13 protein-coding genes are annotated in these 16,646 nt (G+C 60.2%); 7 read left to right on the forward strand and 6 right to left on the reverse strand.

What is annotated here, in order from left to right; all coding sequences use genetic code 11:
• Positions 1-6: 6 nt before the first annotated feature.
• Positions 7-711: a trehalose operon repressor gene (gene treR / locus D8U61_RS03870; RefSeq protein ID WP_130926441.1), complete on the reverse strand. Its 705-nt coding sequence runs from the start codon at positions 709-711 to the stop codon at positions 7-9.
• Between the two features lie 234 nt (positions 712-945).
• Here treR and treP point away from each other — a divergent pair, with 234 nt between their 5' ends.
• The 7 genes from treP (at position 946) to tadA (ending at position 10,254) form a co-directional block, all read left to right on the forward strand.
• The gene (gene treP / locus D8U61_RS03875; protein WP_130926442.1) at positions 946-2,388 is read left to right on the forward strand and encodes a PTS system trehalose-specific EIIBC component; all 1,443 of its coding nucleotides are present in this window, start codon (positions 946-948) and stop codon (positions 2,386-2,388) included.
• Between the two features lie 21 nt (positions 2,389-2,409).
• Positions 2,410-4,056, forward strand: a complete 1,647-nt coding sequence (treC, locus tag D8U61_RS03880) for an alpha,alpha-phosphotrehalase (protein ID WP_125917650.1) — start codon at positions 2,410-2,412, stop codon at positions 4,054-4,056.
• Positions 4,057-4,163: 107 nt separating this feature from the next.
• Positions 4,164-5,387 (forward strand): carbohydrate porin, encoded by a 1,224-nt coding sequence (locus tag D8U61_RS03885; RefSeq protein ID WP_122611855.1) that lies wholly within the window; start codon positions 4,164-4,166, stop codon positions 5,385-5,387.
• Between the two features lie 50 nt (positions 5,388-5,437).
• Positions 5,438-7,966: a phosphoenolpyruvate--protein phosphotransferase gene (gene ptsP / locus D8U61_RS03890; protein WP_130926443.1), complete on the forward strand. Its 2,529-nt coding sequence runs from the start codon at positions 5,438-5,440 to the stop codon at positions 7,964-7,966.
• A gap of 2 nt (positions 7,967-7,968) precedes the next feature.
• Positions 7,969-8,259 carry a PTS transporter subunit EIIB gene (locus D8U61_RS03895; RefSeq protein WP_130926444.1) on the forward strand — a complete coding sequence of 97 codons (291 nt, stop codon included), beginning with the start codon at positions 7,969-7,971 and terminating at the stop codon, positions 8,257-8,259.
• A 118-nt stretch (positions 8,260-8,377) separates the two neighbouring features.
• Positions 8,378-9,754, forward strand: a complete 1,377-nt coding sequence (locus D8U61_RS03900; protein WP_071173477.1) for a multicopper oxidase family protein — start codon at positions 8,378-8,380, stop codon at positions 9,752-9,754.
• On the forward strand, positions 9,754-10,254 hold the full coding sequence (gene tadA / locus D8U61_RS03905) for a tRNA adenosine(34) deaminase TadA (RefSeq protein WP_125925672.1): 501 nt from the start codon (positions 9,754-9,756) through the stop codon (positions 10,252-10,254). The genes D8U61_RS03900 and tadA overlap by 1 nt, the downstream gene beginning before the upstream one ends.
• A gap of 167 nt (positions 10,255-10,421) precedes the next feature.
• On the opposite strand, the gene cmoB is transcribed toward tadA, so the two are convergent.
• The 5 genes from cmoB to lon form a co-directional block, all read right to left on the reverse strand.
• Complete coding sequence (cmoB, locus tag D8U61_RS03910; protein WP_125925671.1) at positions 10,422-11,378, reverse strand: tRNA 5-methoxyuridine(34)/uridine 5-oxyacetic acid(34) synthase CmoB; 957 nt, start codon at positions 11,376-11,378, stop codon at positions 10,422-10,424.
• On the reverse strand, positions 11,375-12,118 hold the full coding sequence (gene cmoA / locus D8U61_RS03915) for a carboxy-S-adenosyl-L-methionine synthase CmoA (RefSeq protein ID WP_016773355.1): 744 nt from the start codon (positions 12,116-12,118) through the stop codon (positions 11,375-11,377). Before cmoA ends, cmoB begins: the two co-directional genes overlap by 4 nt.
• A 209-nt stretch (positions 12,119-12,327) precedes the next feature.
• A complete protein-coding gene (locus D8U61_RS03920; RefSeq protein ID WP_024014192.1) occupies positions 12,328-12,720 on the reverse strand; it encodes a protease inhibitor I42 family protein in 393 nt (130 codons plus the stop codon).
• Positions 12,721-13,017: 297 nt separating this feature from the next.
• Positions 13,018-14,022 carry a hypothetical protein gene (locus D8U61_RS03925; RefSeq protein ID WP_125925670.1) on the reverse strand — a complete coding sequence of 335 codons (1,005 nt, stop codon included), beginning with the start codon at positions 14,020-14,022 and terminating at the stop codon, positions 13,018-13,020.
• 169 nt (positions 14,023-14,191) lie between these two features.
• Positions 14,192-16,606 carry an endopeptidase La gene (lon, locus tag D8U61_RS03930; protein WP_024014191.1) on the reverse strand — a complete coding sequence of 805 codons (2,415 nt, stop codon included), beginning with the start codon at positions 16,604-16,606 and terminating at the stop codon, positions 14,192-14,194.
• Between the last annotated feature and the right edge of the window lie 40 nt (positions 16,607-16,646).

Consider the following 16,646-nt stretch of genomic DNA (forward strand, 5'->3'; position numbering starts at 1 on the left):
CGAACGTCAGCGCCGCGCCACATCCGAAAAATAGAACTTGTCCAGCGTATGCCGCGATTCGGTGTACTCGAACTGGCGGCCGTCCTGCAGGAAGGTCTGGTTGCTGACCACGATGACATGGCTCTGGCCGTCGAGGTCCAGGTGTTGTTGGTCGTCCTTGCTGGACGGTACGGCTTCGATGGTGCGCTGGGCGTAGGCGATCTGCAGTTGCAGGGTCTGTTCGATATGGGCGTAGATCGAATGTTCGGCAATGTCAGCGGACAGGTCGGGAATCACCTCGCTGACGAAGTGGTTGATGTCGAGGATGACGCGTTTGCCGTCGATGCGCCGCACCCGTTTGATCCGGGTGATCGGGCTGCCGGGTTCGGCATTGATATGTTCAAGCAATGCACCTTCAAGCGCCACCTGACACATCTCGACCACTTCGGTGCTGACGTCGTTGCCCAGTCGCGGATGGGTCTCCTGAAAACTGACGATGCCGCCGAGTTGGAATTCGATCGGGTTGGTCGACAGCACGAACGCGCCTTTGCCGTGAATCTTCTGAGCGAAACCGCGCTCCTGCAACTGGTCAATGGCCTTGCGCACCGTGCCACGGCTGGCCTGATAGGTGTCCATCAGTTCGGTTTCGGAAGGCAGCCGGGCGCCGCGCTCCAGGCGCTGGGTGGTGATACTGGCAAGCAAATCGCTGTAGATCTGGTTGTACTTGCTCATGGCTGGGCTCTGTGCCGACGGTGCTCAAAACCCCGAACCTTAAGGGCAGGGTAGGGGTTTGTCCATGCGGACGAAGGAAAACATCTTAGGTCAGAGTAGGAAGAATCCGCGTTTTTCTGACGTTCATCCACGGATGCAAACTCGTACAGACGAGTTGTTGCATTAACTCGTACAGACGAGTATTTTTCGTTCGGCGTGCTGCCAATAACAACAATCCACGACGGAAGAACAAGCATGAGCCATGACTATCCGAACATCGCCAAGGAGCTGCTGGAAAGCCTCGGTGGCCCTGACAACATCGAGCAGGCGGCGCATTGCGTCACGCGTTTGCGCCTGGCGCTGAAGAACCCCGCGCTGGTGAATGTGGCCGCGCTCAATGGCGTCGATCTGGTCAAGGGTTCGTTCTTCACCGGCGGGTTGTATCAAGTGGTCATCGGCCCGGGTGATGTTGAAAAGGTTTATGCCGAACTGCGCCAGCAGACTGGCCTTGCGGCATCGACCATCGCCGACGTTAAACAGAAAAGCGCCGAGAAGATCAACGCCATGCAGCGGCTGGTGCGGGTGTTTTCCGATGTGTTCATGCCGATCCTGCCGGCGCTGATCATTGCCGGCCTGTTGATGGGCATCAACAACCTGCTCGGCGCCAAGGGCATGTTCATCGAGGGCCAGACCCTGCTCGATGCCTATCCCAACCTCGACGGGTTGTGGAGCCTGATCAATCTGATGGCCAACACCTCGTTCGTGGTCCTTCCGGCGCTGGTGGGCTGGTCGGCAGCCAAGCGTTTCGGCGGCAGCGAAATCCTCGGCATCGTCCTCGGTCTGATGCTGGTGCACCCGGACCTGCTCAACGCCTGGAATTACGGCAAGGCCGTGGCCGGGCTGGACGGGCAGCAACTGCCGTACTTCGACATCCTCGGCCTGTTCCAGGTGGAAAAGGTCGGTTACCAGGGGCAGATCCTGCCGATCCTGCTGGCGGCGTACGTAATGAGCGTGATCGAAAAATGGCTGCGCGCACGCGTGCCCAACGCGGTGCAGTTGCTGGTGGTGCCGATCACTACCATCGTTGTCACTGGCGTGCTGGCGTTGGCGATCATCGGCCCGGTGACCCGGCATATCGGCATCTACATCACCGAAGGGCTGGTGATGCTGTTCGATCTGGCGCCGCTGGTGGGCGGTCTGATTTTCGGCCTGTTGTATGCGCCGCTGGTGATCACCGGCATGCACCACATGTTCCTCGCCGTGGACCTGCAATTGATTTCGAGCCAGGGCGGCACCTTCATCTGGCCGATGATTGTCATGTCCAATCTGGCGCAGGGCAGTGCGGCCCTGGCGGTGTTCTGGATGACGCGCAATGCGCGGGACAAGAGCATGGCCTCGACCTCGGCGATTTCTGCGTATTTCGGCATCACCGAGCCGGCGATGTTCGGCGTCAACCTGCGCTACAAATTCCCGTTTTACGCCGCGCTGGCCGGTTCGGCGCTGGGCTGCATGTTCCTCTCGCTGAACAAGATCCAGGCCTCGGCCATCGGCGTCGGTGGCTTGCCCGGTTTCATCTCGATCGTTCCGCAATTCATCCCGATGTTCGTCATCGGGATGCTGATCGCCATGCTCGTGCCGTTTGCCCTGACCTGCGTGCTGAGCATGAAGATCGTCCGTCCGGGTTACCGGGTTGCCTGAAATCAATAAAGGAGTCGCGCCATGCAAGACTGGCAACGTTCGGTGATCTACCAGATCTACCCGAAGAGCTTCCACAGCCATGCGGGCAACGCCACTGGCGATCTGCTCGGCATCGTCGCCAAGCTCGATTATCTGCAATGGCTGGGAGTCGATTACCTGTGGATCACGCCGTTCCTGCGCTCGCCGCAGCGCGACAACGGCTACGACATCAGCGACTACTACGCGGTCGATCCGAGCTACGGCAGCATGGCCGACTGTGAACTGCTGATCGCCGAAGCGGGCAAACGAGGGATCAAGCTGATGCTCGACATCGTGGTCAACCACACCTCGATCGAGCACGTCTGGTTCCAGCAGGCCCGCAGCAGCCTCGACAACCCTTACCGCGACTTCTATATCTGGCGCGACCAGCCGAACAACTGGGAATCCAAGTTCGGCGGTTCGGCCTGGGAATACGAAGCGCAGACCGGCCAGTACTATCTGCACCTGTTCGACCACACCCAGGCCGACCTCAATTGGGACAACCCCAAGGTCCGCGACGAAGTGTTCAAGATGATGCGTTTCTGGCGCGACAAAGGCGTCGGTGGCTTTCGTCTGGACGTGATCAATCTGATCTCGAAACCGGCGGACTTCCCCGAGGACGACAGCGACGGTCGGCGCTTCTACACCGATGGGCCTAACGTGCATGCGTACTTGCAGCAAATGCACCGCGAAGTCTTCGAAGGGCATGAGCTGATCAACGTCGGCGAGATGTCCTCGACCCGCCTCGAACACTGCATCCGCTACTCCAATCCGCAGTCGAAAGAACTGTCGATGACCTTCAACTTTCATCACCTGAAGGTCGATTACCCGAATCTGCAGAAGTGGGTCCGCGCCGATTTCGATTTCCTCCAGCTCAAGCAGATTCTCTCCGACTGGCAGACCGGCATGCAGGCGGGCGGCGGCTGGAATGCGCTGTTCTGGTGTAACCACGATCAGCCACGCGTGGTCTCGCGGTTCGGCAATGACGGCGAATACCGCGAGCTGTCGGCGAAGATGCTTGGCACTGCGCTGCACTTTCTGCAGGGCACGCCCTTCGTTTATCAGGGCGAAGAATTGGGAATGACCAATCCGGGGTTCGAGAGCATCGAGCAATACCGTGACGTCGAAACCCTGAATATCTTTCGCCTCAAGCGTGAAGCCGGCACCAGCGACCTCGACAACATGGCGGCGATCATGCAGAAGTCCCGCGACAACGGGCGAACGCCGATGCACTGGCACGCCGGGCACAACGCCGGCTTCACGCGCAGCGAACCATGGATTGGCGTGCCGGCCAATGCCGCACAGATCAATGTCGCGCATCAACTGCACGACCCGGAATCGGTGCTGCATCACTATCGGCGCCTGATCGCTTTACGCCGCACTGAAGCGTTGATCTCCGATGGCATCTATCGCCAGTTGTTGCCGGAGCATCCACAGGTCTGGGCGTACCTGCGCGAGGGGACGGGCGAACGCCTGTTAGTGGTGAACAACTTCTATGGGACTGCCTGTGAGGTCGAGCTACCGGCACTGATCGACGAAGCCCAGGAGCAGCGCCTGTTGATCAGCAACTACCCGGACTGCCCGCAACGCTCGCGTTTGCTGCAGTTGCGACCTTACGAATCCTTCGTGCTGCACCTGACCGACCCCTGATTTTTTAACTGAATAACAACCTTTGAAAAAACACGCAGAACGCTGCGCGGGGGATTTGTGCGCGCTGAATTCCTGCAACCACACAATAAAAACAACGGGTGGCATATATGAGAGCAACCATAAATTACAGTCTGGCAATCGCGGGGATTTGTCTGGCAATGCCTACGTCATCACATGCGCTGGAGTTCGGCGGCTATCTGCGCAGCGGGGTCGGTACATCGGTCAACAGCAGCAGCCAGTCGTGTTTCCAGTTGCCCGGCGCGCAGACCAAATATCGCCTCGGTAACGAGTGCGAGCAGTACGGTGAGCTCGAGCTGCGCCAGGATCTGTACACCCTCGACGACGGCTCGGTGCTGAGCGTCGACGGCATGGCCTCGCTGTATAACCGGTACGACCGCAGCCTGACGTTCAAGGAAGACAACGGCTCGATTCGTTTGCCGCAGGCGTATGCGCAATGGTCGGCGATGCCCGCGCTCAACGGCGGCTCGCTGTGGGCAGGGCGGCGTTACTACAAACGTAACGACATCCATATTTCCGATTTCTATTACTGGAACCAGAGCGCCACCGGGGCAGGCATTGAAGACGTGTTGCTCGGCGGCCTGAAATACAGCTACGCCTTTTCGCGCAAGGACAACCTTTACCAAAAGGATTACATCAACCGCCACGACTTCAACGTCGGCGGTTTCAACAGTAACCCGGGCGGTGAACTGGAGTTCGGCCTGAGTTACATCGACAAGCCCGACAGCCGCGATGCCCACCGTGGCTGGGCGATCACCACTCAGCACGTGCAGCAGGACTTTTTCGGTGGCAAGAACAAACTGGCGCTGCAATACGGCGAAGGGCCGGGCACCGGATTGGGCTATACCGGTAACGTCAGGCTTGATGACCGCAACAAGAGCTATCGCATCGTCGAGTTCTTCGACTGGCAACTGACGCCACGTTTTGGCGGACAATTCCAGGCGGTGTATCAGAAAGATATTCGTCAGGGCGGCGCCGACCAGAACTGGCTGTCACTCGGCGTGCGCCCGGCCTATGCGCTGAGCGAGCAGTTCAAACTGGTGACCGAACTGGGGCACGATCAGGTCGAGGCGGCGGACGGCACGCGCAAGCTGAGCAAGTTCACCTTCGCGCCGACCTGGTCACCGAAAGGCCCGGAATTCTGGGCGCGGCCCGAAGTCCGTCTGTATTACACCTATGCCAGCTGGAACCAGGCAGCCAAGCGTGCCGCCAACCTGTTGGCCAAAGGCTCGGCACTGTCCGATACGGGCGCGTTCGGCAACGCGCGGCACGGCGCCAATGTCGGTCTGCAGGTTGAGTACTGGTGGAAATAAGCAAGGCGGCTGCGACCGCTCATTCAATGAATACAAGCTCAGGTGATGTCATGGCCACACCCCAACAATTGCAGCTGCTGGCTCCTTTATCCGGCGTGCTGATGGCGCTGGACCAGGTGCCCGATCCGGTGTTTGCCGGGCGGATCATCGGCGACGGTTTGTGCATCGACCCGACTTCGTCAACGCTCTGCGCACCGTTGGCCGGTGTGGTCAGCGATGTGCAGGCCAGCGGGCACGCGCTCACCATCACCAGTGACGCGGGTGTTCAGGTGTTGATGCATATCGGCCTGGACACGGTGAATCTCGCCGGCGAAGGATTCACCCGCCGCGTTGAAGCGGGGCAGCGGGTCGAAGCGGGGCAGGCGCTGATCGACTTCGATGCTGACTACATTGCCCTGCATGCGCGCAGTTTGTTGACCTTGATGCTGGTGGTCAGCGGCGAGCCGTTCGATTCACTCGTTGGCTCAACCGGGTTGGTCGAGGTGGGCCAGCCAGTGCTGGACGTCGTGGTCGGCGCAGCCGTTGGCGAACATCCAGCGCCGGTGCCGGGCGACGCGGTGTTCTCGCAGCCGATCAACCTGCCCAATCCCAATGGCCTGCACGCGCGGCCGGCGGCAGTATTTGCCCAAGCGGCCAAAGCATTTTCAGCGACCATCCATCTGCACAAGCCGCAAGCGCAAGCCAACGGCAAATCCCTGGTGGCAATCATGGCGTTGCAGACGGTCCATGGCGACAGCGTGCAGGTCAGCGCCGAAGGTGAAGATGCCGAAGCAGCGGTCGCAGCGCTGACACGCTTGCTGAGCGAAGGCTGCGGCGAAGCGGTGACAGCGCCCGCATCGGTCGAAGCCGATGCAGCAGAAATGCCGAACATCCTGCGCGGTGTCTGCGCCTCGCCCGGTTCGGCGTTGGGGCAAGTCATGCAGATCGTCGAAGCGTCGCTCACGGTCAACGAGTTCGGCGCCGAGCCGCCAAGCGAACGGGAGGCGTTGAGCCAGGCCCTGATCGAAGCCGACATGGCCCTGCAACATCTGCGCGACACCGCCGGCGGCCAGGCGCAAGCGGAGATCTTCAAGGCGCATCAGGAACTGCTGGCCGACCCGAGTCTGCTGGATCAGGCCCGGGCGCTGATCGACGCGGGCAACAGCGCGGCGTTTGCCTGGAAGACCAGCACCGATGCAACGGCGGCGATGTTTCGCTCGCTGGGCAATGCCTTGCTGGCTGAGCGCGCGGCGGATCTGGATGATGTCGGCCAGCGCGTGCTGAAGCTGATCCTCGGTGTTCACGAGCAGACGCTGGAGTTGCCGGACGACACCATTCTGATCGCCGATCAACTGACCCCTTCACAGACCGCCGGACTCGATACGCGCAAAGTGCTTGGGTTTGCCACCGTTGGCGGTGGCGCCACCAGCCATGTCGCGATCCTCGCGCGAGCCTGCGGTTTGCCGGCGATCTGCGGTATGCCATTGCAAATGCTCGGGCTCGGCAACGGCACGCGGGTGCTGCTCGATGCCGACAAAGGCGAATTGCAGTTGCACCCGGACGCCGAGTCCATCGATCAATTGCGCACGCGGCATGAGCGCCAGCGCCAGCGTCATCAGCAGGAACTGGCGCAGGCCAGCGAGGCGGCCTGCACCCGTGACGGTCAGCACATCGAAGTCACCGCCAACGTTGCCTCGCAGGGCGAAACCGCCCAGGCCATGGAGCTGGGCGCGAATGGCGTGGGGCTGCTGCGTTCGGAATTTCTCTACCTGGGCCGTCAGCAATCGCCGAGCCACGATGAACAAGTGGCCACCTACTGCGCCATCGCCCGCACCATCGGGCCGGTACACAATCTGGTGGTGCGCACCCTCGATGTCGGTGGCGACAAACCGCTGGCTTATGTGCCGATGGACAGCGAAACCAATCCTTTCCTCGGCTTGCGCGGCATTCGCCTGTGTCTTGAACGACCGCAACTGTTGCACGAGCAGTTCCGCGCAATCCTCGCCTGCTGTGAGCTGACGCGTTTGCACATCATGTTGCCGATGGTCACGAATTTGGCCGAACTGCGTCTGGCGCGGCAGATTCTCGAGCAGGAAGCGCGGGTTTTGGGCCTGGCGCACATGCCGAAGCTGGGAATCATGATCGAAGTGCCTGCCGCTGCGCTGATGGCCGATGTGCTGGCGCCGCACGTGGATTTTTTCTCCATCGGTACCAACGACCTCACCCAATACACGCTGGCCATGGATCGCGATCATCCGCGTCTGGCCAGCCAGGCGGACAGCTTTCACCCTTCGGTGCTGCGCCTGATTGCCATGACGGTGAAGGCTGCGCATGCCCACGGCAAATGGGTCGGCGTCTGCGGTGCGATGGCGTCTGAACGCCTTGCGGTGCCGTTGCTGCTGGGGCTGGGTGTGGATGAGCTGTCGGTGAGCGTGCCGTTGATTCCGGCGATCAAGTCGGCGGTGCGCGAAGTGAACCTGGCCGACTGTCGAATCATCGCCGAACAGGTATCGAACCTGGAAAGCGCCACTGATGTCCGAGAAGCCTTGCAGCAGTTTCATGGGGCGAAAGTCGATGCCTCGCCGGCTATGGAGAATTGAACATGTTCGACAAATTGCAGCAGGCATTCTGGAAAGCACTGACGCCGGATCTGGTACCGGATGAGGTGAAAGCCGTCGCCGAACCGATTGCCGGCCTGAGCGCCGAGATTGTTGCGGCGCTGGGCGGTGTGGATAACCTCAAGTCGCAGCAACCGCTGGCGCTGACCCGGGTGCGCGTGACGTTGCATGACGAGGCCCGTGTCGACCGTCAGGCCCTGAATATCGCCGGCGTGTCGGGCGTCATGTGCCTTGAGGGCGGTGTGCTGCACCTGATTACCGGGCTGCGCGCATAAGGCCGACAAGACGTGCGGCCGCAGGTCGCCCTTACTGTTTCTCAACTGCGGGTGTATCGTATTCGCCTTTTTGCGGATCCCTCGGGGTCTGTCGCTGATACGTGAGGTAGTTGAGTTCATGTCCTTTACCCGTCGCCAAATCCTCGGTGGCCTGGCCGGTCTTGTTGTCGTTGGCGTGGGCGCGGGAGGCGCGTCGCGTTACTGGCTGGGCAAGATGGCCGACGCCGAGGCCGGCCACGACTATGAACTGATCGCCGCGCCTCTCGACGTCGAGCTGGTGCCGGGGCACAAGACCGAAGCCTGGGCGTTCGGCCCGTCGGCACCGGGCACCGAGTTGCGCGTGCGCCAGGGCGAATGGCTGCGGGTGCGTTTCATCAATCACCTGCCGGTGGCGACCACCATCCACTGGCACGGCATCCGCCTGCCGCTGGAAATGGACGGCGTGCCTTATGTGTCGCAACTGCCGGTATTGCCGGGCGAATACTTCGACTACAAATTCCGCGTGCCGGACGCCGGCAGCTACTGGTATCACCCGCATGTCAGCAGCAGCGAGGAACTGGGGCGCGGGCTGGTCGGGCCGCTGATCATCGAAGAACGCGAGCCGACCGGGTTCAAGTATGAGAAAACCCTGAGCCTGAAGAACTGGCACATCGACGAGCAAGGCCAGTTCGTCGAGTTCAGCATCCCCCGCGAAGCGGCCCGTGGCGGTACCGCCGGGCGCCTGTCGACGATCAATGGTGTGCCGCTGCCGGTGATTGATCTGCCGGCCGGGCAGATCACCCGGGTGCGTTTGCTCAACCTCGACAACACCCTGACCTATCGCATCAATATTCCTGGGGTCGAAGCGAAGATCTACGCGCTGGATGGCAACCCGGTCGAGCCCCGCCCGTTGGGCAAGGAATACTGGCTCGGCCCCGGCATGCGCATTTGCCTGGCGATCAAGGCGCCGGCGGCGGGTGAAGAGTTATCGCTGCGCAACGGCCCGGTGCGCCTTGGCACGCTGCGTTCAGTCGCCAACACCGATGCGCCGACGGATTGGCCGAAAGCCCTGCCGGCCAACCCGGTGGCCGAGCCGGATCTGGCCAATGCGGAGAAACTCAACTTCAATTTCGAATGGGTCGGCTCGGTCTCGGTGAACACCGAAAACGGCAAACCGCCGAGCCTGTGGCAGATCAACGGCAAGGCCTGGGACATCACCGACAAGACCTGTGCTGACCGACCGATTGCCAGCCTGAAACTGGGTCAGAGCTATATTTTCGAACTGAAGAACATGACCCAGTACCAGCACCCGATCCACCTGCACGGCATGAGCTTCAAGGTGATCGCGTCGAACCGGCACAAAGTCGTGCCGTATTTCACCGACACCTATCTGCTGGGCAAGAACGAGCGTGCGCAAGTGGCGCTGGTGGCGGATAACCCGGGGGTGTGGATGTTCCACTGCCATGTCATCGACCACATGGAAACCGGCCTGATGGCCGCGATCGAGGTGAAGTGATGCGCCAGATCCGCCCGGCGGCGATCATCGACCGCAGCCGCGACCGCGACTTCATGCGCGAAGCCCTGACCCTCGCCGCACAGGGCGCCGCCCTCGGTGAGGTGCCGGTGGGCGCGGTGCTGGTGCAGGATGGCGTGATCATCGGTCGCGGCTTCAATTGCCCGATCAGCACCAGCGACCCGAGTGCCCACGCCGAAATGGTCGCGATCCGCGCCGCCGCGCAGGCAGTGGATAACTATCGCCTGCCGGGCAGCACGCTGTATGTGACGCTGGAACCGTGCAGCATGTGCGCCGGGCTGATCGTGCATTCGCGGGTGGCGCGGGTGGTGTACGGCGCGCTGGAACCCAAGGCCGGGATTGTGCAGAGTCAGGGACAGTTTTTTACCCAGGGCTTTTTGAATCACCGGGTGTTGTATGAGGGCGGGGTGCTGGCTGAAGAATGTGGTGCGGTGCTGACCGAGTTTTTCCGCGCCAGACGCACCAAAAGCCCCTCACCCTAACCCTCTCCCAGAGGGAGAGGGGACCGACCGAGTTGGATGGACCAAATCCGCCGACCTGAAATACCGAGTCGGACGCAAGTTTTGAAAAGCTCAATAATCAGCTCCCTCTCCCTGGGGAGAGGGCTGGGGTGAGGGGGTAGGCCCACCGCGGTCATGGGAAAATACGCTTACTTCCTGGCGACGATAACCGCCCGCATCGGCGCCGGCAGCCCTTCAATGGTTTTGCTGTGATCCTCAGGATCCAGAAAATCGCTCAGCGACTGATACTTCATCCACTCCGTCCCGCGTTGTTCTTCCACCGTCGTGGTACTGACATCCACACAACGAATATCGCTGAATCCGGCTCTGCGCAGCCACAATTCCAGCGCCGGCACCGACGGCAAAAACCACACGTTGCGCATCTGCGCGTAGCGATCTTCCGGCACCAGCACTTGGTGCTTGTCGCCTTCGACCACCAGGGTTTCCAGCACCAGTTCCCCACCCTTGACCAGGCAATCCTTCAGCGCCAGCAAATGCTCGATCGGCGAGCGACGGTGATAGAAGACGCCCATGGAAAAAACCGTGTCAAAGCCTTCCAGATTCGGCGGCAGGTCTTCAAACGGAAACGGCAGGTGCCAGGCATTCGGCTCGGACAAGTAACGCTGCACCGCCTGGAACTGGCAGAAGAACAGCCAGTTCGGGTCGACCCCGATCACGCTGTCGGCACCGGCGCCTAGCATGCGCCACATGTAGTAGCCGTTGCCGCAGCCGACATCGAGGATGCGTTTGCCCTTCAGGTCGAGGTGCGGGGAGACGCGCGACCACTTCCAGTCCGAGCGCCATTCGGTGTCGACATGCACACCGAACAGATCGAACGGCCCTTTGCGCCACGGCGACAGCCCCATCAGCGCGGTGCGCATCTGCGCGCGGGTGTCGTCGTCGCAATCGGTGTCGAGTTTCAGGCCGTTGAGCAGGTCGACTTCGCTTGGCTGGATTTTCGGCAAGGCGTCCAGCGCACTTTGCCAGCGCTCCAGATCGCCGTGGCCCTTCTCCATTTTCTTGTCGAGTTGCGCTTGCAGCGTGCTGGCCCATTCGGCCAGCGGTGTACCGGCCAGACGGCGGGCGAGGGGGGACAGATCAATCATGGCAAGGCAATCAACGAGGCAAAGTTAAGACACTGGAACCACGGCACGACTTTCGAGAACCCGGCGGCCAGCAGGCGTTCGCGGTGTTCTTCGAGGCTGTCGGGCTTCATGACGTTTTCGATGGCGCTGCGCTTCTGGGCGATCTCCAGTTCGCTGTAGCCGTTGGCGCGTTTGAACGCCACGTGCAGATCGGTGAGCAGCGCGTGCTCTTCGGCATCGTTGAAGCGCAGCTTCTCCGAGAGAATCAGCGCGCCGCCGGGCAACAACGATTGGCGAATGCGCGAGAGCAACGCGGTGCGCTGGTCCGGGGCGATGAATTGCAGGGTGAAGTTCAGCGCCACCACCGAGGCTGGTTGAAACTCCAGCGCGAGGATATCGCCTTCGATCACCTCGACCGGCAGCAATTCCTGAAACATCGAATCCTGACCGTTGAGGTATTCCCGGCAACGCTCGACCATCGCCGCCGAGTTATCCACAGCAATAACCCGGCAGCCGTCGGTGCGCACATGACGGCGCAGGGCTTGCGTGACTGCGCCGAGCGACGAACCGAGGTCGTAGAGCACGCTGTTCGGCTGGGCGAACTGCGCCGCGAGCACGCCGAGGTTTTCGACGATGGTCGGGTAACCCGGCACCGAGCGCTTGATCATGTCCGGGAACACCCGCACCACGTCTTCATTGAAGGCGAAGTCAGGCACCTGGGCCAAAGGCTGGGCGAATAGGCGATCGGGTTCTTTGCTCACGGCGGCGTCCGGCGGTGTCGGTGGAAAAGGCCGGCATTTTAGCCAAAGTGGCGCGGGGATGCTTGGGTTGTCTGATAAAGCACCGAGAGGGGTGTAATTTCTCGTCGTCAGGGATATGGCTTTCGCGAGCAGGCTCGCTCCCACAGGGGTATCGTGGTGTCCTGTGGGAGCGAGGCTGCTCGCGAAGAGGCCAGCGCGGTTTCCCGCCGTCAGTTCACCGAAATGGCGCAGTCAAAGGTTTCCACTGGCAGCACTTCCGGAGCCCACGGTTGTTGCGAGGTCAGGCGCAAGCGCCCGGTGCCGGCCGCGAAGGCCTGGAAGCGCCAGGTCGAAACCCCCGCTGCGCCCACCACGCCGGCATCTTCCGGATTGCTGTAAACCTCCGGGCTGAGCGCGCGCAACACGCCGCCAGCCGAATCCTGAATCGCCCAGCGGTAGCCGGTGGTCGGGTTGCTTGGCAGGCTGATGATCAGGTTTTGCCCGACGTTGAGCCGCACGGGGCATTCGCTTTGTTTTTCCACAGTCACGTTGTGTTTCGGTTGCGTGGCGCAGGCCGCCAGCAAGGAAAGGGCGAGGGGGAGAAACAGGCGAGTGGGGGACATAAGGTCAGCAGCTCCGGCAGTTACGACGAGCGGCGAGCATAACTGAAGATGAGACAAAGTGTGACAGTCAGGGAGAGTGGTGTTGCAAGAGCTGACGCCTTCGCGAGCAGGCTCGCTCCCACAGGGATAAGCGGTGTCGACAGTTTTTTGTATTCACCGCATCACCGTGTGGGAGCGAGCCTGCTCGCGAAGGCGGTATAGCAATGATCATCAGAAGAGAACCTTCACGTCCGCAAGCTTCTCAACGAAACGCACGGTATCGCCTGTCTCTGCTGATGAAGATATGGGTTGCCTCAGTCAATCCTTGGCCAGGTAAATATCGAAATCTGCGTTGATGTTCAAAATCAACCCGTTGGGTGTTTTGGCTTTTACCAACAAGGTCTTCGCGTGGTAGCGACGTTCATCGGTAACTTCCAGTTCAAGCGTTGCTTCAAGTATGTCCAGGCTCCAATTTATATATCCATCGCCCACGTAGCGCATTTCGCTATATTGCAACAGCGTAAATGGGCTCCCCACACTTGGATAGTGATAGGTTCCAGAAGTGATTTCTTTCTTCAAGTGAACTGAAAATGAGCGCGCATCACTGGTTATATAAGTGTCCTGGTAAACTGTTCCGCTTTGGGTGTTGAAGTTAATGTCTTCCAGAAAAAATGCATCAGTGTAGTTTAGGCCCGAAGAGTGAAATGGAGCTCGTGCAAATGACGTTTCGCCCGGTTCCGCAGAAACAGGAAACGTCGCGTTGAATTCTCCGGTCAGGTTTTGCAATCTCGTGCTTGCTGGAGTTCTTTTAGGCTGCATGCTGCTTGAAACTGTCGGACTGCTGTTGAAGGTCACTAGAACGTCAAAGCGCGACGTGATTTCAAGGATTTCTCCGTTGATCAGCACTTCGAATCGGAGCTCACCAGAGTAACGGCGCCCGTCTTCAGTAATGCTCAACTCAAGTTCAGCCTTGGTCGCCTTGTGAACCACGAAGTTGAAATTGGTGTCGGAGTTTTGAAATTCTCCATAGGTTACCTGGACCACTGAAGCGTCCCGCGGAAATACGTAGGTGCCCGATGCGATCTCTGATTTAAGCGTAATGCCTATGCTTCGATGGTCGCTGGTTGTCGTGGGTAATGGCTGCGTGCCCGAGTTGCTATCAAAGTTCAGATACTCAAGGGATCTGGCCATTCGGTTGTGCACTGTCTGCGAGTGATAGGGATAGCGTGCTTCGCCTGGATCGCCGGGTCTGGTGAATGAAGCTTCGAAGCGTCCGCAAAGGTTATGCATGTAGCGGGTATGAGGCGCGTTGTGATTGTTCATCAGGTACTCACGAGTAGACGACAAATAGAACAATCAGTGTGGGTAGTGCGCATGAAAAAAAGTACTGTCAGAGTTGACAGTACTTTAGATTCCTATGCTTGGATCTGACTGGTTTTAACAGCAGATTCATATAAGCGCTGCGGTACGCCCCGCAGCACTTAAACTCGCGTTAGAACAACACTTTCGCCACATCCGCAAACCGCTTGGCAAAGTGCACGGTAATCCCTTCCTTCAGGTAATCCGGCAATTCCTCAAAGTTACCCCGGTTCGGCTCCGGCAGAATCAATTCGAAAATCTTCTGCCGCCGCGCTGCGATCACTTTCTCGCGCACGCCGCCGATTGGCAGTACATGCCCGGTCAGGGTCAGTTCGCCGGTCATCGCCACGCCTTTTTTCGGTGGCTGATTACGCGCGAGGGAGAGCAGGGCGCTGGCCATGGTTACGCCGGCGCTCGGGCCGTCCTTCGGCGTTGCGCCTTCGGGCACGTGCAGGTGGACGAAGGCTTCGTCGAAGAACTTCGCATCACCGCCAAACTGTTTGAGGTGCGAGCTGACGTAGCTGTAGGCGATCTCTGCCGATTCCTTCATCACATCGCCCAGTTGCCCAGTGAGCTTGAAGCCGCGGTTGAGTGTATGAATTCTCGTGGCCTCGATCGGCAAGGTCGCGCCGCCCATGCTGGTCCAGGCCAGGCCGGTAATCACGCCGGTGCCGGACAGCACTTGCTCATTGCGGAATACAGGATGGCCCAGCGAGGCTTCGAGGTCTTTCGGGCCGAGTTTGATCACCGCTTTCGGATCGTCGATCAGCTTCATCACCGCTTTGCGCACCAGTTTGCCCATCTGCTTTTCCAGCTGCCGCACGCCGGCTTCACGGGCATAGCCGTCGATCAAGGCTTTGAGCGCTGTGTCGCTGATGCTCAGGCTGCCTTTTGATACGCCGGCCTTTTCCAGCAGTTTCGGCCACAGGTGACGCTTGGCAATGGCAACTTTTTCTTCGGTGATGTAGCCGGACAGGCGAATCACTTCCATCCGGTCCAGCAACGGGCCGGGGATCGAGTCGAGGGTGTTGGCGGTGCAGACGAACAGCACCTTCGACAGATCCATGCGCAGGTCGAGGTAGTGGTCGAGGAATTCGACGTTCTGCTCAGGATCGAGAGTTTCCAGCAGCGCCGAGGCCGGGTCGCCCTGGTAGCTCTGGCCCATCTTGTCGATCTCGTCGAGCATGATCACCGGGTTCATCACTTCGACGTCTTTCAACGCCTGCACCAGTTTGCCCGGCTGCGCGCCGATGTAGGTGCGGCGGTGGCCCTTGATCTCGGCTTCGTCGCGCATGCCGCCGACGCTGAAGCGGTAGAACGGCCGGCCGAGGGATTCGGCGATGGATTTGCCAACGCTGGTCTTACCCACGCCTGGCGGGCCGACCAGCAACACGATCGAGCCGCTGATTTCGCCTTTATAGGCACCAACGGCGAGGAATTCGAGGATGCGATCCTTGATGTCGTCCAGACCGGCGTGATGCTTGTCGAGGATTTTGCGCGCGTGCTTGAGGTCGAGTTTGTCCTCGCCGTACACGCCCCACGGCACCGATGTTGCCCAGTCCAGATAATTGCGCGTGACCGCGTACTCCGGCGAGCCGGTTTCGAGGATCGACAGTTTGTGGGTTTCTTCTTCGAGGCGTTTCTGCACCTGCGCCGGCAGGGTTTTGCCTTCGAGACGCTGCTGGAACTGTTCGAGGTCGGCGCTGCGGTCGTCCTTGGTCAGGCCGAGTTCCTGCTGGATGACCTTGAGCTGTTCCTTGAGGAAAAACTCACGCTGATGCTCGCCGATCTTGCGGTTAACTTCAGCGGAAATCTCTTTTTGCAGACGCGCTACTTCGACTTCCTTGCGCAGCATCGGCAGGACTTTCTCCATGCGCTTGAGCATCGGCACGCAGTCGAGCACTTCTTGCAGCTCGGGACCGGTCGCCGAGGTCAGGGCGGCGGCGAAGTCGGTCAGCGGCGACGGATCGTTGGGGCTGAAGCGGTTGAGGTAGTTCTTCAGCTCTTCGCTGTACAGCGGGTTGAGCGGCAGCAGCTCCTTGATCGCATTGATCAGCGCCATGCCGTAGGCCTTGACCTCGTCGGTCGGCTCGGTGGGCTGGTGCGGGTATTCGACTTCGACCAGGTACGGCGGGCGATGGTGTTTGAGCCAGGTCTTGATGCGCACGCGGCTCAGGCCCTGGGCGACGAATTGCAGTTTGCCGTTTTCGCGGCTGGCGTGGTGAACCTTGACCAGCGTGCCGTATTCGGGGAGAGCGCCGGTGTCGAAATGGCGCGGGTCTTCCTGGGGCGTGTCCATGAAGAACAGGGCCAGGGAGTGGTGTTCGGATTTGCTGACCAGTTCGAGGGTTTCGGCCCACGGCTCTTCATTGACGATGACCGGCAGGACCTGAGCCGGGAAGAACGGACGGTTGTGGATCGGGATGATGTAGACCTTGTCCGGCAGGTTTTGCCCGGGCAGTGCCAGGCCGGTGCCGGAGGAGGTGTGTTCGATGTGGTCGGTTTCGTAATCGTCGTGATTGTCCGGGCGATCTTGCTGGTCGGTCATGGGGCACCTGCGCAATAGGGTATGGGGTCGTAGATGGGGC

This window comes from Pseudomonas sp. Sample_14 (assembly GCF_004307515.1).
GTDB classification, from domain to species: Bacteria; Pseudomonadota; Gammaproteobacteria; order Pseudomonadales; family Pseudomonadaceae; genus Aquipseudomonas; species Aquipseudomonas atacamensis.